Origin of the sequence: Oceanobacillus alkalisoli, from assembly GCF_021556485.1 — a bacterium.
Classification (GTDB): Bacteria; Bacillota; Bacilli; order Bacillales; family Amphibacillaceae; genus Oceanobacillus; species Oceanobacillus alkalisoli.
The window spans coordinates 295839-318827 of sequence record NZ_JAKGBW010000002.1 but is presented as its reverse complement, the minus strand read 5'-3'; the positions used below and the strand labels follow the sequence as shown (position 1 = coordinate 318827).

The following is a 22989-nucleotide window of genomic DNA, read 5'->3' as shown; positions in this document are numbered from 1 at the left end:
TGTAATGCCATAATCGAGGAGAATTAATTTATGAACAAAAAAACAATCTATGCGATAGTTGGAATTATCATCATAGGAGTAATAGTACTTTCATTCTTGGGAAATGATGATGGGATGGTGGTACTCCCCAAGTAAACGAGAATCAAGATATAAAGGAATTAGTTCAAGATTACAGTTTACGTAATATAGAAAATGAAACAGCTTCGATTAACATCCCATGAGCTCATTGTTACCGACAGTGAAGAGAATAAGTTAACCTATGAATTACCTGAAGATGAATTCTTTGTTTCCATCGCTCCATTCATCAATCAAACACACTCTTGTGATATTCATAGCTTAACTGGCTGTCAAGGTGAGATGGTGAATGAAGAATTTGATGTCTATATAGAAGACTCGAAGGGTAACGTAATCATTGATCAAACAATGTCTACATACGGAAATGGATTTATTGACTTGTGGGTTCCTCGCGAGGAAACTTATCAAGTAACTATTAGTCAAGACGGTAAAATAGCAGAATCAGAGTTCTCCACCTTCAAAAAGGATAAAACTTGCATTACAACCATGCAACTGATGGATAATAATGAAGCTTAATTTATTATAGAATGTGATAGTATACTCCAAAATAGGGCATCCAAGGTTATTATTGGATGCTCTATTTGTATTAAAAACTATGCTGATGATATTTAAACAGATCTAATTTATTGGAGAGCATTTTTATAAACTCTAGCTATTTCATCATTCTAATAATATTTTTAGTTCTCTTCACTACCCCAAGTAAACCAAGTCCTTTTACAGCATCTTTTGTTAACTTCTTCTCCGAAATTTTTATGATTTTTTCACTGGTCTTAGAGTAATCCCCTGAGTCATATAAGGGTTGGGGATCATATTCAATTGTGAGTTGAATCGCTTTCGTTTCATCTTCGCCCACAAGTTTGTTTGCTAAGTATAAAGACATATCAATACCCGCAGATACCCCGGCAGCTGTAATATACTTCCCTTGTTCAACGATTCTTTCACGAGTTGGAATAATTCCATACTTACGTAACAAAGTTATTGCCTTCCAATGGGATGTTGCTTTTAATCCTTCAAGTAAGCCGGCTGAAGCTAGTAAAATGGATCCTGTGCAAACCGAGGTCGTCCACTTTGTCGTTTCATCAACTCCCCTAATCCACTCCAACACATTTTCCTTCTCCATTTCTTTCAAAAAGGCTATCGTTGAACCTGGTATTAGTAATATGTCTGCATCTTTTATTTCATTAATACTATATTTCACATCAATATCGATTAAACCGGAATCCGTTGTTATTTTCCCCTTCTTTTCAGCAACAAAATACAGTTCTGCTCCGGACATATTTCTTAAAACCTCATAAGGACCGACAGCATCAAGCATCGTTATTCCATTATACAAGTAAATTATTATTTTCATTTCTCTCTCCTTCATTGTAGAGACCCTTGGAAAGGTTATTAAAATATGAGTTAATCCTAAAAAAGCTGGTCTCCACCAGGAAACCAGCTTCTGTCATGTATTTTTATGCTACGTCATAGCCTTGATCTTCAACTGCTTCTTTCATGTTGTCCAAGGATACTTTAGATTCGTCGTAGGAAACTTCTACTTTTCCAGTGTTTAGATCTACCTCTACAGTAGATACGCCATCTAATTTTTCAAGTGCGCCTTCTACCGACATTTTGCAGTGGCCGCAAGTCATTCCTTTAACATTTAGCGTTTTCGTTTGCATCGTTTCTCACCTCCTTTAAAGGAAAAATATAAATTATATCTTAACTCTCTTTAAACGAAGGGAGTTCGAAACAACACTCACAGAACTGAGCGCCATAGCAGCACCTGCAACCCATGGTGCAAGGAGTCCGATTGCCGCAATTGGAATTCCTGCCGTATTATAGCCAAATGCCCAGAAGAGGTTTTGCCTGATATTTTTAATCGTTGCACGGCTGATTTTGATTGCTTTCGGAATGAGTAATAACTCTCCTCCAAGAATCGTGACGTCAGCTGCTTCGATTGCTACTTCTGTCCCTGTACCAATCGCAATTCCAATATCAGCGATAGCTAAGGCAGGAGCATCATTCACTCCATCTCCAACCATACCGACCTTTTGACCTTTTAACTGAATTTCTTTTACTTTGTCCGCTTTTTCTTCAGGTAAAACTTCAGCAATCACTTCCGTAATTCCTACTTGTTTCGCAATGGCCTGTGCGGTTCGTTCGTTATCTCCTGTTAGCATAATCACATCTAATCCTTGATCTTTTAACTCTTGGATTGCTTGTGGAGCTGTATCTTTGATTGTATCTGCGACCGCAACAATTCCTTTATATTCTCCGTCGACAGCGATTAGCATCGCCGTTTTCCCGTCTAATTCATAATCAACTAATGCTTGCTCTGCATTGCCAACTTCAATTTGGTGATCCTGCATGAGTTTTCGATTACCGACGAGAATATTTTTTTCAGAAATGGTAGCTTCAATACCATGTCCGGGTATAGCACTGAAATCATCAACTTCTACCAAGTTCATATCCAGCTCTGTTGCATAAGCGACAATCGCTTCTGCAAGTGGATGCTCGGATCCTTTTTCAGCACTTGCGAGTAGCTTTAATGTTTCCGCGTCACCAGTAAAATCGGTCACTTCTGGTTTACCCTTTGTAATCGTACCTGTCTTATCAAGGATAATCGTGTTTAGCTCATGGGTACGCTCAAGATGTTCGCCACCTTTGAAAAGAATGCCAGTTTCGGCAGCTTTTCCTGTACCAACCATAATCGAGGTTGGTGTCGCAAGTCCCAATGCACACGGACAAGCAATAACAAGTACGGCAACAGATGCAAGCATGGCATTTTCCATTTGCCCTGGCTGCACAAAGGCAATCCACACAATAAATGTCAGGATCGCAATCCCTACAACAATCGGTACGAAATAGCTGGAAATCACGTCAGCTAATCGTTGAATCGGTGCCTTCGATCCTTGAGCTTCCTCCACAACTTTGACAATGGATGCAAGGGCAGTATCTTTACCAACCTTGGTCGCTTCCATTTCAATAACACCATTTTTATTAATCGTCGAACCGATGACGGTTGCATCGATGTCTTTTTCAATCGGTATCGACTCACCCGTAAGCATGGATTCATCGACAGAGGTGCGTCCTTTCACGACAATACCGTCTACAGGGATTTTCTCTCCTGGTTTCACAACTAAAATGTCTCCAACGGCTACTTCTTCGACTGGAATCATCGTTTCTTCGCCGTTTCTGATTACCCGTGCTTCTTTCGCTTGTAAATTAAGTAAAGAAGATAGCGCACTTGACGTCTGACTTTTCGCTCTTACTTCTAAATACTTACCAACTAGAATTAATGTAATGATTACGGCACTTGTTTCAAAATATAAGTGCGGTTCGTATGCAGGATTTCCAATCGTCATAAATGCTTCATATAAACTGTAGAAATACGCAGCACTCGTACCTAAGGCGACAAGGACGTCCATGTTCGCCCCGCCATTCCGAAGACTCTTATAGGCACCGGTATAGAATTGCCAGCCGATAATAAATTGTACTGGTGTTGCTAGAGCAAACTGGAACCATGGATTCATGAAAATAGCCGGGATGGTCATATTAAATAAATGAACAAGCATGGTTACTAACAATGGAGCAGTTAATATAGCTGAAATAAGAATTTTCGTCTTCATACTTTTTAATTCTTTTTCTTTATGAGTTTGCTTTTCTCCATTTTCTGCTTTTGATTTGGCATCGTAACCCATGTTTTGAATTTTGTCTATCATGGCATCGATATCGATTAATCCAGGATTGTATTCAACGGATGCACTTTCAGTTGCAAGGTTAACGGTTGCTAATGTAACTCCATCCTGCTTATTCAGTATCTTTTCAATCCGAGTTGAACATGCAGAACAGGTCATGCCGAAAACATCCAGATTGGCTTGCTCTGTAACCACACCATACCCGACATGTTCAATTTTTTCCGTAATATCATCTAGGGAAACGACTTCCGAATCATAATCAATCGTTGCTTTTTCCGTTGTCAGATTGACTTGTGCTTTTACGCCGTCCATCTTATTTAACGTTTTCTCCACACGACTGGAGCATGAAGCACAAGTCATTCCAGTAATACCTAACGTTGCATGATTTGTTTCGCTCATGACAGGTTCCTCCTTATTTAGAAATTTGCTTTAAAACATCCATCAATTCATCAATTACCGGTTCGCCTTCACCAGACTTCACTGCATCACTTACACAGTGTTTGATATGTCTCTCGGTGACCTCATGACCGACTTTCTTCAGCGCAGCATTTATTGCACTAATTTGTACCAATATATCTACACAATAGCGGTCTTCTTCCACCATTTTTTGAATGCCGCGAACCTGTCCTTCAATTCGCTTTAATCTATTCGTTATTGCGGTTTTCTCTGTATCCGTTCTTGGAGTTACTGGTTGATCACGTAAGAATTTTTCCAAGACAATCACTTTCCTTTCTTGTTCTCTCTATATATACTATACCCCCCTAATGTATTTTTGTCAAGAGGAAAATGGGGCAAAACATTTATAGCCTTGCCCTTTCCCCTATTTAGTTAATCAATCTTCAATAATTGAGCATTAATTGCAACAATTATCGTACTTAATGACATGACAGCAGCTCCAATTGCTGGTGTCACAAGGATACCAAAATTGATTAATACACCCGCTGCTAATGGAATTGCTAGTATGTTATATCCCGATGCCCATCCTAGATTCTGGATCATTTTTCTGTAGCTTGCTTTGGAGAGCTTTACAATATTCAGGATATCAACCGGGTTACTGTTTACTAAAACAACATCTGCCGTTTCGATGGCAACGTCTGTACCCGCTCCTATTGCAATGCCCAAATCTGCTTCGGCCAAAGCGGGTGCATCGTTTATTCCATCACCAATCATCGCAACTTTATTATTATCTTCTTTTAATTGTTTCACATTACTGGCCTTCTCATGTGGAAGTACTTCTGCAATAATCGTTGACATGCCGAGTTGTTTACCGACATAGTTTGCGACACGGCTGTTATCTCCAGTCATCATAACCGTTTCAATGCCACGGTTATTCAGTTCTTTGATGACGTCATAAGAGGATTCTCGAATAATATCTGCTAATGCAATCATGCCTTGTAATTCATTATCTTTTAATATAAAAATTACTGTTTTGCCTTGTTGTGCTAACTTATCATATATTTCTTCATCAAAGTCAATTTGATTCTCCCGCATTGCTCCTGGGCTGATCGCTGCAATTTCCGAACCATTCACGTCAGCAGTCAATCCTTTACCAGTTAAGTTTTTATAATTTGTAACGTCGTATAACTCTAAATTGCGCTCTTTCCCTTCCTTTACAATCCCTTTGGCAATTGGATGGTCGGACTGCGTCTCAACCGAATAGGCCAATTTCAATAATTCCTCTTCACTTACATTATTGCTTGGGTGAATATCCGTAACACCGAAGTTTCCTTCTGTAAGTGTACCTGTCTTGTCAAAAACAACACGATCCAATTTCCAAGCACTCTCAAATGGAATACGGTTACGAATTAACAAACCTTTCTGAGCAGCAATCGATGTTGAGCGTGAAGTAACTAGTGGCATTGCCAGACCAAGTGCGTGTGGACAAGCAATGATCAGAACGGTAACCATTCGTTCTAATGCAAATTCAAAATCACCTGTTGTGGCCCAATATGCAAGCGTAATAATTCCCGACACTACAGCTACATAGAACAACCATTTTGCCGCAGTATCTGCAAATCCTTGTGCTCTTGACTTCGTACTTTCTGCATCACTTACTAATTGGATGACTTGAGCTAAATACGTATCGTTGCCCGTTTTATTTACTTTAATTTTTAATACACCTGAACCATTAACGGCTCCACCGATTGCCTCCATTCCAGGTCCTTTTTCAACTGGAACAGACTCACCTGTTAACATGGACTCGTCGACAGTTGATTCTCCTTCAAAGATTTCTCCATCAAGCGGGATTTTTTCGCCAGATTTCACAAGAATCTCATCTCCAGGGTGTAACTCCTCAACAGATACCTCGACAATGTTTCCGGACTCATCAATCTTATGTGCTTCTTTTGGCATCAGTTTAATCAATTCCTCCAGTGCCTTGGAAGCACCCATAACTGATCTCATTTCTACCCAGTGACCTAACAGCATAATAACGATTAGCGTAGCGACCTCAAAGTAAAAGTCGCTTCCTGCAATAAAGAATGCTGTTAACGTACTATAAACGTAGGCAGTTACAATCGCTAGGGAGATTAACAGCATCATTCCAGGTGTTTTTGCTTTTATTTCATCCCAGGCTCCAACTAAAAACGGTTTACCTCCATAGAAGAAGACGATCGTTGAAAGGAGGAATAATAATACCATGTTCCCAGTAAAGGTTACTTCGTAGTTGAGTAGCATTTGAATCATCGGTGATAGATAGGTTATCGGTATTGCTAAAACTAAGGATACCCAGAATCTTTTCTTAAAATCCTCAATCATGTGTTCATGGTGATCCGCATGACCACCATGTCCGCCGTGACCGTGGCCATGGTGTCCGTGATCATTGTGTGCAGTGTGGCCGTGGTTCTCATGTTCTTCATGCGAACGATGTTCATGATGGTGTTTGTTTATTCCATTACCTTGCTTTTCCATTGTTTTCACTCCTTATGTATCGTAGTATTTGGAGACTTTATGCAACTTATTCCATCTCCTTTATCTCAATCATAACATACGATACCCCCCTTTGGTATATAGTAAACTAAAATAAATATTACAAAACTGTGCAGAATGTGTGCATTTTTGTTTTGTAGAAAAAATACCGCTTATGAAAATTAGTTATGAACCCACTTATAACCAATGCCCCAAACAGTTATAAAATAGTCATCGATTGGAAAACCTGCCCGGCGGATTTTTTCCCTTACATTCCTTACATGCGAATCAATCGTCCTTCCTTCTGTTTCAGACTCATAGCCCCAAATTAAGTCTATTAATTGGTCCCTAGCAAAAACACGATTCGGATTTTTCATTAAGTGTCCAATCATCAAAAATTCCTTCGGCGTTAATTTTATAGGATTGTTATGATAAGACAGTTCAAACCGTTCTTCATTCCATAAGAGACCGTGAACGTAAATTTGGCTAGATGGTTTTATTCTACGTAGGAGCGCATCCATTCTTGCTAATAATTCCTCTTCATTAATAGGTTTTGTAATATAATCATCTGCACCGAGTTTCAGCCCCTTCACGATATCTTCCTTCTGTTCACGTGCAGTAACCATTATAATTGGCACCTCAGAGAAACGTCTTATTTCCTTACAAAGCTCCCATCCATTCATTTCTGGCATCATGATATCAAGCAGAATAATGTCAAAAGTTTCTTCTTTTATATACGATAAGGCTTCTTTAGCCCCCAACGCCTTAGTAGGTAAATAATTATGCGGCTTCAAGTACAATGCTAATAAGTCTAACATCCTTTTTTCATCATCAACTAATAAGACTTTATTCAATATGTTCACCTCTCTGCAGTATTATTTCAAAGCTAGTCCCTTCTCCTATCTTACTATTAACCTCAATGCTGCCACCATGAGACTCCACAATTTCTTTCGCGATGGCCAACCCTAATCCCGTTCCGCCACTTAGTCTAGATCTAGACTTTTCCACGCGGTACAAACGTTCAAATATATAAGGCAGATCTTCTTCTGGAATACCTTCACCTTCGTCTGAGATTATCGTTTTAATGTTATGTTTATTTTGATAGACTTCTACTGAGATACGTTTCCCTTCAGAAGTATGTTTTTTTGCATTGTCCAATATATTCAATAGCACTTGCTGCATTCTATCCGGATCAATATTTGCGATAATATTACTTGGACAAGAGACTAAAAATATAATATTTTTTTCTTCCAGAGCAGGTCGAATACGCTCCGTAATCGTATAAATTAATTTCCCAAATTCTATATTCTGTCTATTTATACCGAATGTATTCTGATCCATTTTTGCCAGATTAAATAGATTTCTCACTAATACTGTCAATTGTTCCGTTTCTTCCCGAATGATTTCGAGGTATTCACTTTTCTCATCATCCGTAATGTCATCTCGGCTAATTATATCTGCATATCCTTTTATATAGGTTAAAGGTGTTCGCAGTTCATGAGAGATACTAGCTAAAAATTCATTTCTTTCCTTTTTCATGTGTTCTAAATCATTCGATAATGTTGTAATTGAATTCGCCAATTCACCGAGTTCATCACTTCGATCCGTTTGTAGTTCTACCCTATTCCTGCCTTTGCTTAACTGTTCTGTTGCTTTCGTTATTTCAATTAAAGGTTTTGTAATTAATCTAGAAAGGATAAAAACTGTAATAATTGTCAGTATGATAGTTATAAATCCAATGATTAAAAATTGATCGCTTAAATGATCCACAATTCGTTTGATATTATCCGTATCAGCGAACATAAATACATGTCCCTGATGTTCTTCATTTATTGTAATCGGACTGTCGGTTGCAATATAATCTTTCTCCATCCAGCGTTCTTCTATCACTTTTCCATCTGTTGGTATTTGGTGGGTATCCGTATGTTTAATAACTTCTAGCATCTCTTCATCAATTGGATCTGAATGAACAATTACAAATCCTGATGCATCTGTAATTACTACAGCAAAATCTGATTCAGACTCCATGATAGCAACGTGTTCTAATGTAGTTTGATTAAAATGTTCCTCTAACACATCGCTATGTGTGTTTCCGCGAGCCAATAGGTTATCCATCACTTCTTCAATCCGTTCATTTGCCAGATTAGTATACAGAATGGAATAAAGGAAAGTTTCAATGATCAAAATAAAAACAAAAAACAACATTCCAATTTTTAAGGACAGTTTATTAAACATGATCGTCTCCTATACTACCAATAGGTTAATGTGTCTAGTATGCCAATGAGAAGAAGTAAAACTCCTGCAACCTTTTGAGTTATTGCACCTATCTTCCTGCTCTTCTTTAAGATTACTCCACTTGCTCCAAAATACCAAATCAAAAAGATAACGATCAGTAAAGGAAGAGATGTCCCTATCCCAAATACAGAAGGCAGAATAAATCCATTCGAAGTCTCCAAAACGATTGGCATCAATGTGACGATAAATAGGATAAACATGGTTGGACAAAAAGCTAATGTAAAGCTTACTCCCATTAAAAAACTACCCAAATAACTATCTTTTAACTTATTGAAAGGAAATTCTAAAATCGCCCACGTTTTACCCCAGCGAAATACTCCCATCATATATAATCCGATGAATATAAGTACCGGTCCGATAACTTTTCGTAAAAGAGGAAACATTTGTGTTAATGTACTATGCACTTCTTTTCCTAACAGCCAGATTACAATGCCAATTATTGAAAAGACAACAATTTTACCTAAAACAAACATAAACACATATAACCAAGGCACCTTGTCAACTAATGACCTGTTCCCATATATAGTTATTGCACTTATATTACTAGTGAGCTGGCATGGAGCCACAGCTCCGACTAATCCTAGGAAGAATGCAAATAATATTGGGAGATGTTGAAAACCAAATGCCAATTGTTGCAGTTGTCCAAGTAATGTACTACTGATTTGATAAAATACATCAACCATATTTTCGTTCAACTCACTATCTTTATCAACTATTTTTCTTAACCTTAGTAGATGGGTTCAATAAATCACCCATTCATATTAGTTTATTAAAAAAGTATCCATTTATTGTGCAGATGTTTTCGTAGTAATCTCAATCCTTTTGAACTGATTTTATACGTTCGAATTCTTCTTTATCTATTTCACCTTTTGCAAATCTTTCCTTTAAGATTTTATAGGTGTTAGGTTTCCCCTTGGTGAAATTTCTAATTAAAAGAACCCCTATAAATATTAAACCCAACCAAGCTATTATCATACAGATCATCGGCCATATTGAACCATAACCATACATGAAGTGCATTTTATCACCTTCTTATTATTATAAGGATAATTATATAGAGAATTAGTCAAGAAAATTTGCAGAAAAAGGTCATCTAATGACTTGTAAAAGAATCTGCACATAAAATGCAAATTTACGGGGTAGATTAATCAAGACTAAAAAAATGGAGGGATAAAAGTGAGCAGAAATATAATAATGGTACTTTTTTCTATCTCTACAGTGTTTCTATTAGCTGCTTGTACTGGTGGAACAGAAGAAACGGATCCGGAAGAAAATACGGGTAACGAGACAGAATCAAACACAGAAGAAGACACGGAATCGGAAGCTGACTCACATGAAGGTATGGATCATTCTGAAATGGATATGTCTAGCTCTGGAGAAGTCCCCGAGAATTTGAAAGAAGCTGAAAATCCAACATATGAAGTTGGTAGTCAAGCAATCATAGAGACAGATCATATGGAAGGAATGAATGGTGCCGAAGCGACAATTGCAGGAGCCTATGAGACAACGGTCTATACTGTTTCCTACACTCCTACAACTGGCGGTGAGGAAGTAACGAACCATAAATGGATCATCCATGAGGAATTGGAAAATCCGGGAGCAGCTCCTCTAGAACCAGGTACTGAAGTAACAATGAATGCAGACCATATGAATGGTATGGATGGGGCTGTAGCTGAAATTGATTCCGCTGAAGAAACAACGGTCTACATGGTTGATTTCATTCCAACTACAGGTGGAGAAGAAGTAACAAACCATAAATGGGTAACGGAAAATGAATTATCCCCTGCCGAGTAAATATTTATAGATAGTTGGACATAAATATCTAAGTATAATTTTAAAATGGTTCCTATCATTGATTTGATGATAGGAACCATTTTTCGCTGGATTAATTTAATGAACACGAACAGCCCAGTGCTTAATACTGCAAATATAGATATCCCAAATTCTTACATATCTAACATGCATCTTAGAAAAACTTCTTTACTGAGCATTGACTTCAATTGCACCATCGTAAAGTTCTTTAAAAACTTCTGAAAACGCATCAATCGTATTACTTAATTCATCTTTATCGTTATCTATTCCACCTACTTCTACTAAAATTGATTTACTGGAAATATCCTGATTATATACTCCATTACCTTCCGCCCTCGTTTTTAAGTAAATCCCTTTACTCAAACCATGATATTTCTCTTCAAGCTTTTCATGAATCTCCTTTGCAAACATTAAATTCTCTTGATAATTCTCATGTTCTTGTCCCACCACAAAGTATAGCCTTGCGTAATTCTTACCATTTATCGTTGTAGTAGTACTTTCTTTTCTAGCTGAATCCCTATGAATGTCAATATAGTAAGAGATACTTTTACTTTGTGATGATACAGTCTGAACAAGTTCACGCGAGAGGGTATACGAATTGTTATAATCCCATCCCTTGTCGTGTAATGCTTGTGCCATATTCGTTTCTTCATGCTGGGCTGTTATTCCGTATTCTTTCAATTTATTACTTAACATTGTTCCAACCAGAACTACATTTTCCTCGTTATTTATACTGGAAGCTTCACTTGGCTTAACATCCTTATTAATTAGAGGCAAGTATCCTTCCCAACTATGGGAATGATAAATAAAAACAGAGGGATCATTTATTTTTTTGATACTACTCTCTTCATTACTTTTATTTTCACTGTTCTGAGCTTGTTCCTTGTTTGAATCTTCCTTTTTAAGCAATTCATCAAAATTAGGTGGGGGAGATTCATTAGGCAGATTGGAGTAGTCAGATCCCTCTCCCGCAATATAAATTTTAGTTGTAGCACGGTTAAACCCTGGTATTTCATGCAAAAGTAATGTTGATATATTATCGGTTTTAATACCCGTAATCGACTCAAATGCTACCTCCGTTATAGAAGGTATTTCCACTTCTTTCTCAAGAAAGTCTTTGAACTGTGGAACTCCTTCCCCTATCATTAGAAGAAGTGCATTGGTAATAGTTTCTGAGTTGATAATTTCTATATAGTCTTGATTTTTGAAGATATTGATTTTTAAATTTGATGGACTACTAACTAATAGTATGATAGAAAATATAAATAAAAGGAATGGAAGTACTAAAACCGTTGCATTTTTTTCTTTCATTTGCCTTTTTGCCATTAATAATCACCTCTAGTAATACTATGAGGCTGATAAGTAATTTAGAAGTTTCATATTTTAAATGATATTGTGCCAAAATTAAAGACATGGCATTGAAATAAAACGCATTTCATGCCATGTCTTTATCTAGGTTTAAATGAATTTTCTTCATATCTCCATAATAATACTAACGATTTTTATCCGAGTACCACATCTAAAATCATCATTATTGTAAAACCTATCATTAAACTCATAGAAGCAAGAAATTGCAGAATAAATTTTCATGACACGATTTCAATAACCCCAGTCATTCCTAACTCTTCATGACCTGGTATGGTACAGACATAACGGTAGGTACCTGTGGTGATAACAGTGAATGTTATTTCCTGTTTCTCTCCTGGAAAGCTGTGCAGATGTAATTGATCATTACCCTGCCCATGATCGTGCGATGAGGCTTGTTCCTCTATTTCCGCTTCCATTCCTATTATTTCGATATCATGTTCCACTTCACCGATATTGTCTAAAGTAATTGTCACCATTTCACCAGCTTTTATCTCTGTATGGCTTGGAGTGAAAGAATAATCGTCAGCTTGTATAACCACGCTATTTATCCCGATACTGTGATGATGGTTACTATTATTTGATGAATGTGAAGGTGTAATCAATGGACCCACCTGATTATATCCAACAGTAAAAAGAACAAATAACACAATCATGGTGACAGGATGATTGACAATTGCTTTGCTTTTTATGAATTCCTGCTGCATCATTTGATACAAAATTACAATAATTCCTATGAATAACAAAAACATGACCCTTATTATGGTTTCCTGGTACTCAGGAGCAATCATTTCACCTAACATCGCTCCCATCATACCGCCCATAATACCCGCTAACGTTCCGTCTATAACTGGCATTAAACCTATAGGAAGACCCGCTAGGAACCCGGCTAATACTCCAATCAACATTGCTAAAATAGTAGAGGAAAACAAATCTCCTAAGAGTAAAATACCTAGTATGACACCAACTGTGAGCCCACCTATCATTCCAAGGGACATAGAGATCATCATTCCAGCCATGTTCGTTATTTTTCCCCTGTAACGAATCGTTTCCCATATAATAAAGAGCTTTAGTATAAATATGAACGCCAAAGTTACACTTAAAGCAAATGTCATTTTTCATTCCCCCTTTTCAATACTTGTCCTTCACGCCTATTATATGAACGTTGTATTGATTCATTCTTATGAGTGATTATTATTAAAATTAAAGATATACTTTTTCACAAGTTAGACATAATTTCTACACAGAAACTCCATTAATTCCAGATAAATTTATAAAGAAAGAATAAATTTATCATGATATTGCGATGAAGAATTCCTTTTCAATCTATTTTAAGCGGATATAATAACTTAAACGAGGAGAATTATGTATGAAAAAAAGCCTAATCTTTACAATAGTTGGGATAGTCATATTAGGAATAGTAGTACTTTCATTCTTGGGAAATGATGCTGGTACTGCCCCAAAAGCGAATGAAACTCAGGATATAAAGGAATTAGTTCTAGATTACAGTGTAGGTAATATTGAAAATGAAACAGCCTCGATTTCCTCGCATGAACTTATTGTTACTGATGCTGAGGAAAATCAATTGATTTATGACTTACCTGAAGATGAATTCTTTGTTTCTATCGCTCCGTTCATCAACCAGACACACCCTTGTGATATTCATAGCTTGACTGGCTGTCAAGGTGAGATGGTGAATGAAGAGTTTGATGTATATATTGAGGATTCGAACGGTAACGTAATCATTGATCAAACAATGAAATCAGAAGCAAATGGATTTATTGACTTATGGGTTCCGAGGGAAGAAACTTATCAGGTTACTATTACACAGGAAGGTAAAATAGCTGAATCAGAGTTCTCTACCTTCAAAAATGATAATACGTGCATTACAACTATGCAGTTGATGTAAAATAATGAAGCTTAATTTACTTTAATAATGGCAAACAAATAACAGAGCATCCGATAATATTATTGGACGCTCTGTTATTCAGAATAAGAACAAGATGGAATCTTTTAAAGGGTTTAAAGGTAATTCATCTTTACGCATTTCAAAAAAAGCTGGTCCCAATTCCAGAAACCAGCTTTTATCATCTATTTTTATGCTACGTCATAACCTTGATTCCCAACAGTTTCTTTCATGTTTTCCAAGGAATCTTGCAGAGGTTAACAAATAATATTTACTACAGTAGCTCCTTTGGATAGGGTGTTTTTGGAGATTGGTGCAGTTACAATTTATTGGTATGACATTATTATTGCTACAGCGGCTGCATTAGGTTTTTGGCTTACAGTAAAAGAAGCAGAGCGGCTTGGTTTAGAAAAAGATTTACTTGTAGATTTAACATTAAAAGGCACTGTAGAAGTAGACATAAACTCCGGTAAAGTGAAAGTTACCTATGATGAATCATTCTATGATTTTCATGTAATTTTGAATTACCGAATATGCAATAAATTAAATTAAAACAGAACTACCAATGTATGATAGTTCTGTTTTATATATAATTAGACTAGATATGGGGGATTAGTCTAACACACACTACTTATATTTTGGTGCCCATCAGTGCCTTGTCATCACTCGAACCGTGACACTTTTGATACATCTCCTTCATTTTCTGTTTATCCATCTCTGGATGCATTTCCTTCATGAAAGGGAGCATTTCTTGAAAATTCCATCCACTGTCTGAACCACCGTGGGCATATACTACATTACCTATACCCAAAGCCAGAACAATAACAAGACCTCCTGATATTAACTTCTTTTTCATTTAAAAACCTCCTTTAAATTAGTTGGTATAAGGTTTAAAAACGTCTTTCACAATTTAACTTTATATAAAAACTTTCAAGAATTTATCCAGAAAAGGTTAACATTTTGCGTCACGTCAGTAAACTCCCATCTAACTGTCCCAAATTCGCCACGTTTTCTGCATCAAATGTGGACATGTAAGGATTACTATTATTTTGGAGTAGTTACAACACAGCTACCAATAAATTAAATCAAGTGGGAGGAAACTATATTGAAAAGAAGCATATTAGTAACTTTAATCCTGAGTCTCATTTTAGTGCTGGCAGCCTGTGGTGGGGATGATAACAGCAGTACGACGGATAACGATGGTGACAATTCAACGGAGGAGACAGAGAGCACCAGCTCTTCAGAAGAAACCACTTTTAACGAAATTGAAATCCAAGCATCTAACTTTGAGTTAGATCTATCCGAAACTACGGTAACTGCTGGAGAAGAAGTAAAGCTAAGCCTGACAAACGTTGAAGGAATGCATGGAATCTCTATCGATGAGCTAGATGTAAGCGTTGAAGGAGATGGGGAGGCAGTATTTACACCGGAGGAGCCGGGTGAATATACTATCTATTGCAATATCCCTTGCGGTCAAGGCCATAGCGATATGGTCGCTAAATTGATTGTACAGTAAGTTCGATTAAATATATAACCAACTGATTTTTTCACTTAATTTCACATTTAATAAATCTATTTTTAGGCGCCTAATTCCTTGCGTAATCGGATTTAGGTGCCATTTTAGTTTTCCTTTTAAGCAGTACTTTAGAAATACTGCTTTATAAATATAAAGGATCAAATAAGACGTATATTCTAAGCCTTATATTTCAACACAAAATTTGCATATTTTCTTCATAATCTCTTGTTACACTAAATAGGAAATAATCTAAAAAGAGAAAGGAAACATAAGATGGGAACAAAACTTAAGATTCTAGTATTGATAATTAGTATATGGGTTATCAGTGCTTGCAGTAATGATAACACGCAGCCTGAAGAAGAAATGGATGACATGGACCATTCAACCATGGATCACGACACCATGGACGAGCATATGAGCCACGATGAGGTAGTAAGTTTAAACAACTCTACCGGGGAAAATGAATTGAACGTCCCTCCTATATTAGAGCCTGATAATGATGATGACAATCAAGTTAAATACACCGTTCGGGCACAAACCGGAGAAACTGAAATTTTCGATGGTACTAAAACGAAAACGTACGGGTATAATGGTTCCTTTTTAGGACCAATGCTTCGGCTTGAAGAAGGTAAAGCAGTAAAAATTAGAACGATTAATGAGTTAGATGAGGAAACAACCTTTCATTGGCATGGATTGGAAGTAACCGGGGATGCTGATGGTGGACCACATGAATTCCTGGAACCCGGAGAAGAAGAAATAATTGAATTTGATGTGACTCAAGAAGCTTCAACACTATGGTTTCACCCCCATCCTGAAGGGAAAACTGCTGAACAAGTATACAATGGACTCGCAGGCCTGATTTATATCGAAGATGATCATTCAAAAAGTCTTGGATTGCCAAATACGTATGGAGAGAATGACATCCCACTGATTTTTCAAGATAAAACATTCGATGATAAAGGTCAATTAAATTTTAGCGCTGCAATGAATGATGACGGAACAATCGGTGAGACGTTGCTAATTAATGGGACATTGAATCCAAAGTTAACTGTTAATAAAGAGAAAGTACGTCTCCGCTTATTGAACGGATCAAATGCAAGAAATTACACATTTAAATTGAATACTGGGGATTCATTCGAGCAAATCGCAACGGATGGAGGATTTTTAAACAAACCGGTGACACTGGATGAAATTACACTAACACCATCCGAACGGGCGGAAATCATTATTGATTTCTCACAGCTCGACACGGAGAATGACTTGACGTTAGTAAATGAAGATGGCTCTATCCTTCTTCCCTTTAATGTTTCTGAAGAAGGTGGAGAAGAAAGCAGTATTCCTGAGAAGATGAATGATGTTTCAGTATCAGAAGAAGAGCTAAGCATGCCAGTTACAAAGCAAGTGGAACTCTTCGGAATGATGGATCAGGTTACGATTAATGGGAAGAAATTTGATCCAGAACGAATTGATTTCACGCAAGAACAAGGTGTTACTGAAGTATGGGAAATTTACAATAAGCCAGACGAGATGGGTGGGATGATCCATCCATTCCACATACACGGGGCCCAATTTAAAATACTATCCAGAGATGGAGAAGAACCCCCGGAGAATGAGCGAGGATGGAAAGACAGTATTTCTGTTCAACCAGATGAAACGGTAAAAATAGCAATACAATTTAAGCACAAGGGTATATATATGTTCCATTGTCACATTCTTGAACATGAGGACAACGGCATGATGGGACAGGTAAAGGTAGAATAGGATCAGTAAAATAAAAAAATGGTTCCAACCCCCTATTTCAGATGGTTGGAACCATTTTTATGTCTAGTTGTCTAAGCCCTCTAAATTGATATCTAGCATATAATCTCGACAATAAACATCATTTAATTTAGGTAGTCCATCGGATTCTGCAAAGCACCATTCTTATATACTTCAAAATGTAAATGGATCCCTGTATAATTTCCAGTATTATCCATTATCCCGATTACCGTGCCTGTACTAACTTCTTGTCCAACCGTTACATTAATTGACGATAAATGCGCATAAAGCGTTTTTAAGCCATTACTATGTTCAATCTCTATTCTGTTCCCAAAGCCACCAGTATGACCCGCTTTCGTCACTACTCCATCTGCAGCAGCTAAAATATTATAATTGCTTGAGCGCGCGATATCAATTCCGTTATGCTGTCTTCCCCAGCGTGGTCCAACATAACTGGAATTATACCCACCTACCGCTGGCTAGGCAAGATAGCCACCGCTTGATTGGTTACTTAGCGTTGAAAGATCGCCATTTGAGCCAGCACTAGCGGATGCAATTTGAGTAGCCCGGGCTGGCTGAGTTAACGCTGTCATATTACCCTTAACTTTCTTCTCAAGTGCCGCCAGTTTACTGTCTTCAAGTTTTAACCCTTCCACCTTAGCAACAAGCTTTTCTTCTTTTTCCTTTAAACTAGCTTACTTTATCTTCGTTTCTTTTTTTGATCCTCGATTAATGCTTGCATTCCTTCTAGTTCTAGTCTCAAATCTTTTAATTCCGCAAGTTTAATAACGACCTCTTCCTGCTTCTCTTCCACTTTTACTTTATCTGCTTCAATTTGTTCCATCAAATCGCCATTATTTACCAGCTTAAAATCGATTTCTTAACTTTTTCCTTACCAAAAAAAAGATAGACCTTTTAGTAAATTGTCTATATTTCATTAGTATTATAAATTAACTTTATGTAGAAATTGTGAAGTTTGAATACGTCAAATAAAGCAAAAAATACTAGATTTCTTATTTCATCTTCTAAAAAATCCCAAGAGCTAGATGTAACGTTAGCTCTTGGGGAGTTTGGTAAAATCCATTATTCTTTTACTCTCATGAGTCGCAAACTATTCAATGCTACGAGAATAGTAGCTCCCATATCTGAAAGAATAGCAATCCAAAGGGTTAGCCAACCCGGAATAACTAATAGTAAGGCAATCAACTTAATTCCAATCGCAAAAGTAATATTCGCTTTAATAATATTCAATGTTTTTCGACTCAACCTCACTGCAAATGGCAGCTTTGTTAAGTCACCTCCCATTAAAGCAATATCTGCTGTTTCGATGGCCGTATCCGTCCCAGCCCCACCCATTGCTACTCCAACAGTAGATGCAGCTAAAGCCGGGGCATCATTGACGCCATCGCCGATCATGGCTACCTTGCCATAATCTGATTTCATTTTTTTGATGTATTCCAACTTATCCTGGGGCATTAACTCGGCTTGAATATCGGTTACGCCTACATGTGTACCTATGGCACTTGCAGTACCTTTATTATCACCTGTCAGCATCGTTGTTTGCTTAATCCCTAACTGGTGAATTTTTTGAACCACGTCTTTACTTGTTTCACGGACTTCATCCGCAACAGCTATCACGCCAAGGATCGTTTGTTCCGTCCCAATGATCATGGCCGTTTTACCTTCATTTTGTAAGGCTTTTACCTCGTTTTCAAACTCCAGACTCAAGTCGGATACATTCAATTCCTTGAAAAGCCTTGGGCTGCCAATATAATAGGTCGTTCCGTTTACAATCCCTTTAATCCCACGCCCCGTAATGGAAGTGAAATCCTCCACTTGAATATCTTTAAAAGCGATATTTTCTTGTTCTGCCTTCTTCGTAATTGCTGAAGCAAGTGGATGTTGTGAACGGTATTCTAATGCTGTAATGATGGAAAGTAGCTCTTTTTCTTTAATCTGTTCATTTCGTACTTTATAATCCGTTACTACCGGTACACCTTTTGTTAGTGTTCCGGTCTTATCAAAGGCAATTGCCTTGATCGTACCCAATTCTTCTAAATAAACACCACCTTTGATTAAGACACCTTTTTTGGCAGCATTTCCGATTGCGGAAACAATCGAGATTGGTGTGGAAATAACTAATGCACAAGGACAACCGACCACAAGTACCGCTAATCCCTGGTATACCCATGTTCCCCAGTTTCCTCCAAAGAATAGTGGTGGAACAATGGCAACTAGGGCTGCAATAATCATAATAATGGGCGTATAATATTTTGCGAATTTATCTACAAACGCTTGAGCTGGAGCACGTTCCCCTTGCGCTTCTTCAACTAAGTGAATAATCTTAGCAATTGTTGTATCTTCTACATATTTAGTGATTTTTACTTCAAGTAATCCCTCTTCGTTAAGTGTACCTGCAAATACTTCATCATTTACCGTTTTGGCAACAGGGACAGATTCTCCTGTTATAGCTGCCTGGTTGACAGCTGAGAAGCCATTCACAACTAGCCCATCCATGGCGATTTTTTCTCCTGGTTTGACAATCATAATATCACCTACAGCGATATCATCCACATGGATCATTATTTCCTGACCATTCCGTCTAACAAGGGCTTCTTTTGGAGCAATATCCATCAATGAACGAATGGATTGTCTTGCTCTATCCATAGAGAAACGTTCAAGTGCTTCACTGATTGCAAAGAGAATGACAACAATAGACGCCTCTGCCCATTCACCGATGATGGCGGCTCCAATAACGGCAACTGTCATCAGGGTTTTCATGTCGAAATCGAAGCGTATCAAATTTTGAAAACCAACTTTAAATAGTGAATATCCTCCAATTACAATTGAACCTATAAATAACATTGAAGTTACCAGGTTATCTTCTCCATTTACAAAGTGAGAAAGGTAACCAAAGGCAATTAGTAATGAGGCAAATAGTAATGTACTGTGTTTTTTATAAAATGGCATTTTCTCTTCTTTATAAGCCTTATTATCTTCTTTAACTTCTCGTATCGATTGATTCGCTAGTTTTTCAGGAAATACTTTAAGATTCTCGAAGGCACCTGCTTTTTCAAGTTCATCGATTGTTGTGCTTCCATACACATTAATTTTAGAAGCTCCAAAATTTACTTTTGCATCTTGAATTCCCGGTATTTCTTTTACATTCTTTTCAAATTTCCCGGCACAGTTTGCACAGGAAAAGCCTTCAACACGGTATACATTTTTTTCTTCAATTACGACCGGCTCGACCCGTCTTCTTGTTTTCTCTGGTGCCACTTTAAGATTCTCGAAAGCACCAGCCTTTTCTAGCTCTTCAAGGCTTGCATTACCGATTACATCAATTTTAGAAGCTCCAAAATTGACCTTAGCATCCTGTACTCCTGGTAGTTGTTTTACATTTTTTTCGAACTTCCCTGCACAACTTGCACATGAGAAACCCTCAACACGATAAACATTTTTATCTTCTGTTAAGGTTTTTGCTGTATTATCCAACTTTCATAGCCTCCCTCTGATGCACGAAGGCTTTTTCCACGAGCTGTTTAACATGCTCATCATCTAGTGAATAATAGACTAACTTTCCTTCTTTGCGATATGTTGCTATCCCTAAATTTTTCAATAATCTTAAATGATGGGATGCTGTAGCAGTTGAAGATTCAATAATGTTCGCCACATCACAAACACACAACTCCCCCTCTAGGGACAAAACATAAGCAATTTTAATTCTTGTATCATCTGACAGAGCCTTAAAAACCTTAGCTACTTCCATAGGATTTTGTTTAGCAAGGTCATTTTTAGCTCTGTTTACTTTATCCTCGTGAATACAGGTAACTTCACAAATATCTTTTGTCATAATATTCCCCCCACATTCAAATAGTTGTTTGGATATTAAATATACTTTTATTATATTCAATTATAAACTAATAGTCAAATGAACATTTGAATATATATCATTTTTAAAAAATGAGATTTTCCTTCTCAACTATTCAGTAATATGAATGGGCTGCCTTCCCATTTGGCAAACCGATCAGGACTGAACACATAGCGATAGCCACAATAGGTCTCAAGATATTGATCACTTCCACAGCAGCAGTCTTGGAATCCAGAAGATTCCCTTCCAAATCGCGATGCCAGGCAAATCTATGTAAGGTTGTATCTTCTTGAGGATTTATTCCCCCATTACGCACCTTATCAACCAACTCACCAATCCAATTTTCTACTTTATTCCGTGCATTTCTCCCTAGCCAATCGTTTGGACCAACTGCAGCTGGAGACTCGAACATCGCTGCCAAGTCTTTTGTCAATTCCTTAACATCGTCTTCTTCCAACGGGACGCCTGCCCACTGGCAGGCTGTTCTACACAGGACTTCTTTTACTTCTTCATAAAGAACAACTTCATCCATCTGTTCCCATTTATTTAGCGCTGTTTTCCACTGTTTTTTTGTAATATCTGTTAGTTTTTGAAGCCCTTGGGAGACATGATGGACATAAACATTTCCTTCCGATGTTTGTGATCTTGTCCATCCAACGCCTGAACACCATTCTTCCCGAACAATGTTTGAACCGCCCGGTTCGGTGCTGCATCTTTCCTTTTGAATTTCTCAGTGTTATAAAAAACTTCGGCAGCTTCCTTTCCTACCATGCAGATCGCTTTCTTCCCAAGCAATCTGGTCTCAAATATATTAGAATTAAAACTGTGACGTCTGTTCAAAATGTACATATAACCTTCTCTCATAAGACTCAAGCCATGATCTATTCCTTCTTCCCGAGGCATTTGATTTGTATCTGACATATCATTCACCTCCATTTTCATTAGTGATAATTTTATGTTACTTTTCCCTATTTCCTCTTCCTTTAGTCATTGTTATGACGTTTGTCTAAAAGAAGTATAAGAAGAAATTGAATTTAAAATACATTTTTCTTTGACTTAGGTAAATAATAGGACGGATTAGGTTATTCTAATAGATACCTTTCGGCCTTGATGTTTTAAGTATCGATAAATTGCTAAAGCAATCATTAAGTTTCTTGCTGAGACTTGTCTTCAATGTGCTACTGACTGAATGTCAAAATAGCAAGTTAATTATTTAAAGGTATATACGGATAAACAGGAGCCCGTTCAGGAAAACTCCAGTTTTCATTGATTATTTAATTCCATAACTTAAAAATATTCGTTATTGGCATAAACGGGTATATTGGGAAACAAAAATAAAAAAACTATGAAGTAAGAGGTAAAATGAATGATGAATTATATGATGACGGATAATATGATGAATGGTTCAATGATAATAATGTGCATCATTATGGTGATTGGGTTAATTATCTTTGTAATGATTATAGGAGCTACGATTTACGTTGTTGCACGGTTACTAATGAGGAAAAGCAAAATTGAAGATCGACCGTTAATGATGTTAAAAGAACGTTATGTTAAAGGCGAAATTAATGATGATGAATATAAGCAAAAGAGAAAATTAATCAATGAATTGATATAGGGGTAGTGACACAGGAAACCTGCTACTACCCTATAAATTGGCTTTCAAAAATATCGGGAAGCCAAAAGTTTATTTGCTCGTTGTTACTTTTGCAGTCTATGACACGAACCCTATCACTAGGTCCACTAGAATGAAAAAACGTAAATATTGTTTAATTTCCAAATGCGTGGTCTAACTCCACCGTCT

General features: G+C 37.2%; 24 protein-coding genes and 1 pseudogene. 7 read left to right on the top strand and 18 right to left on the bottom strand.

Annotated elements, in window-relative coordinates:
- Window positions 1-30: 30 nt before the first annotated feature.
- Window positions 31-591, top strand: a pseudogene (locus tag LZD48_RS03910) (CueP family metal-binding protein).
- A gap of 136 nt (window positions 592-727) precedes the next feature.
- Here the strand turns inward: LZD48_RS03910 and LZD48_RS03905 are convergent.
- From LZD48_RS03905 to LZD48_RS03865, 9 genes are all read right to left on the bottom strand, one after another.
- Window positions 728-1426 carry a DJ-1/PfpI family protein gene (locus LZD48_RS03905; protein WP_235761423.1) on the bottom strand — a complete coding sequence of 233 codons (699 nt, stop codon included), beginning with the start codon at window positions 1424-1426 and terminating at the stop codon, window positions 728-730.
- A 103-nt stretch (window positions 1427-1529) separates the two neighbouring features.
- Window positions 1530-1736, bottom strand: coding sequence for a copper chaperone CopZ (copZ, locus tag LZD48_RS03900; RefSeq protein ID WP_235761422.1), 207 nt, complete (start codon window positions 1734-1736; stop codon window positions 1530-1532).
- 33 nt (window positions 1737-1769) lie between these two features.
- Complete coding sequence (locus tag LZD48_RS03895) at window positions 1770-4154, bottom strand: heavy metal translocating P-type ATPase (RefSeq protein ID WP_235761421.1); 2385 nt, start codon at window positions 4152-4154, stop codon at window positions 1770-1772.
- Window positions 4155-4167: 13 nt separating this feature from the next.
- On the bottom strand, window positions 4168-4470 hold the full coding sequence (locus LZD48_RS03890; protein WP_235761420.1) for a metal-sensing transcriptional repressor: 303 nt from the start codon (window positions 4468-4470) through the stop codon (window positions 4168-4170).
- 113 nt (window positions 4471-4583) lie between these two features.
- Window positions 4584-6665: a copper-translocating P-type ATPase gene (locus LZD48_RS03885; RefSeq protein WP_235761419.1), complete on the bottom strand. Its 2082-nt coding sequence runs from the start codon at window positions 6663-6665 to the stop codon at window positions 4584-4586.
- Window positions 6666-6844: 179 nt separating this feature from the next.
- A complete protein-coding gene (locus tag LZD48_RS03880; protein ID WP_235761418.1) occupies window positions 6845-7516 on the bottom strand; it encodes a response regulator transcription factor in 672 nt (223 codons plus the stop codon).
- On the bottom strand, window positions 7509-8897 hold the full coding sequence (locus LZD48_RS03875) for a sensor histidine kinase (RefSeq protein ID WP_235761417.1): 1389 nt from the start codon (window positions 8895-8897) through the stop codon (window positions 7509-7511). The genes LZD48_RS03880 and LZD48_RS03875 overlap by 8 nt, the downstream gene beginning before the upstream one ends.
- Window positions 8898-8911: 14 nt before the next feature.
- Window positions 8912-9640, bottom strand: a complete 729-nt coding sequence (locus LZD48_RS03870) for a cytochrome c biogenesis CcdA family protein (protein ID WP_235761416.1) — start codon at window positions 9638-9640, stop codon at window positions 8912-8914.
- Between the two features lie 130 nt (window positions 9641-9770).
- A complete protein-coding gene (locus LZD48_RS03865; protein WP_235761437.1) occupies window positions 9771-9932 on the bottom strand; it encodes an SHOCT domain-containing protein in 162 nt (53 codons plus the stop codon).
- A 201-nt stretch (window positions 9933-10133) separates the two neighbouring features.
- Between LZD48_RS03865 and LZD48_RS03860 the strand changes: the two genes are divergently transcribed.
- On the top strand, window positions 10134-10751 hold the full coding sequence (locus tag LZD48_RS03860) for a YdhK family protein (protein ID WP_235761415.1): 618 nt from the start codon (window positions 10134-10136) through the stop codon (window positions 10749-10751).
- Window positions 10752-10937: 186 nt separating this feature from the next.
- On the opposite strand, the gene spoIIP is transcribed toward LZD48_RS03860, so the two are convergent.
- Complete coding sequence (spoIIP, locus tag LZD48_RS03855; protein ID WP_235761414.1) at window positions 10938-12095, bottom strand: stage II sporulation protein P; 1158 nt, start codon at window positions 12093-12095, stop codon at window positions 10938-10940.
- Window positions 12096-12355: 260 nt separating this feature from the next.
- A complete protein-coding gene (locus LZD48_RS03850; protein WP_235761413.1) occupies window positions 12356-13249 on the bottom strand; it encodes a plastocyanin/azurin family copper-binding protein in 894 nt (297 codons plus the stop codon).
- Window positions 13250-13503: 254 nt separating this feature from the next.
- Here LZD48_RS03850 and LZD48_RS03845 point away from each other — a divergent pair, with 254 nt between their 5' ends.
- Both LZD48_RS03845 and LZD48_RS03840 read left to right on the top strand, forming a co-directional pair.
- On the top strand, window positions 13504-14043 hold the full coding sequence (locus LZD48_RS03845; protein ID WP_235761412.1) for a CueP family metal-binding protein: 540 nt from the start codon (window positions 13504-13506) through the stop codon (window positions 14041-14043).
- 300 nt (window positions 14044-14343) lie between these two features.
- On the top strand, window positions 14344-14592 hold the full coding sequence (locus LZD48_RS03840) for a hypothetical protein (RefSeq protein WP_235761411.1): 249 nt from the start codon (window positions 14344-14346) through the stop codon (window positions 14590-14592).
- 79 nt (window positions 14593-14671) lie between these two features.
- Here LZD48_RS03840 and LZD48_RS03835 read toward each other — a convergent pair whose 3' ends face one another.
- Window positions 14672-14896 (bottom strand): hypothetical protein, encoded by a 225-nt coding sequence (locus tag LZD48_RS03835; RefSeq protein ID WP_235761410.1) that lies wholly within the window; start codon window positions 14894-14896, stop codon window positions 14672-14674.
- Window positions 14897-15145: 249 nt separating this feature from the next.
- Here LZD48_RS03835 and LZD48_RS03830 point away from each other — a divergent pair, with 249 nt between their 5' ends.
- Together LZD48_RS03830 and LZD48_RS03825 are read left to right on the top strand one after the other, a co-directional pair.
- Entirely contained in the window at window positions 15146-15556 is a 411-nt protein-coding gene (locus LZD48_RS03830; RefSeq protein WP_235761409.1) for a cupredoxin domain-containing protein, read from the top strand.
- A 273-nt stretch (window positions 15557-15829) separates the two neighbouring features.
- The gene (locus tag LZD48_RS03825; RefSeq protein ID WP_235761408.1) at window positions 15830-17317 is read left to right on the top strand and encodes a multicopper oxidase family protein; all 1488 of its coding nucleotides are present in this window, start codon (window positions 15830-15832) and stop codon (window positions 17315-17317) included.
- Between the two features lie 122 nt (window positions 17318-17439).
- On the opposite strand, the gene LZD48_RS03820 is transcribed toward LZD48_RS03825, so the two are convergent.
- The 6 genes from LZD48_RS03820 to LZD48_RS03795 form a co-directional block, all read right to left on the bottom strand.
- Complete coding sequence (locus tag LZD48_RS03820) at window positions 17440-17730, bottom strand: M23 family metallopeptidase (protein WP_310739773.1); 291 nt, start codon at window positions 17728-17730, stop codon at window positions 17440-17442.
- A 284-nt stretch (window positions 17731-18014) separates the two neighbouring features.
- The gene (locus LZD48_RS03815; RefSeq protein ID WP_235761407.1) at window positions 18015-18158 is read right to left on the bottom strand and encodes a hypothetical protein; all 144 of its coding nucleotides are present in this window, start codon (window positions 18156-18158) and stop codon (window positions 18015-18017) included.
- Window positions 18159-18397: 239 nt separating this feature from the next.
- The gene (locus tag LZD48_RS03810) at window positions 18398-20809 is read right to left on the bottom strand and encodes a heavy metal translocating P-type ATPase (protein ID WP_235761406.1); all 2412 of its coding nucleotides are present in this window, start codon (window positions 20807-20809) and stop codon (window positions 18398-18400) included.
- Entirely contained in the window at window positions 20802-21167 is a 366-nt protein-coding gene (locus LZD48_RS03805) for an ArsR/SmtB family transcription factor (RefSeq protein ID WP_235761405.1), read from the bottom strand. The genes LZD48_RS03810 and LZD48_RS03805 overlap by 8 nt, the downstream gene beginning before the upstream one ends.
- Before the next feature lie 133 nt (window positions 21168-21300).
- On the bottom strand, window positions 21301-21717 hold the full coding sequence (locus LZD48_RS03800; RefSeq protein WP_235761404.1) for a cytochrome P450 family protein: 417 nt from the start codon (window positions 21715-21717) through the stop codon (window positions 21301-21303).
- A 50-nt stretch (window positions 21718-21767) separates the two neighbouring features.
- The gene (locus LZD48_RS03795; RefSeq protein WP_235761403.1) at window positions 21768-22106 is read right to left on the bottom strand and encodes a cytochrome P450 family protein; all 339 of its coding nucleotides are present in this window, start codon (window positions 22104-22106) and stop codon (window positions 21768-21770) included.
- Window positions 22107-22551: 445 nt separating this feature from the next.
- On the opposite strand from LZD48_RS03795, the gene LZD48_RS03790 reads away from it, so the two are divergent.
- Window positions 22552-22803, top strand: coding sequence for an SHOCT domain-containing protein (locus LZD48_RS03790; protein WP_235761402.1), 252 nt, complete (start codon window positions 22552-22554; stop codon window positions 22801-22803).
- Window positions 22804-22989: the final 186 nt, after the last annotated feature.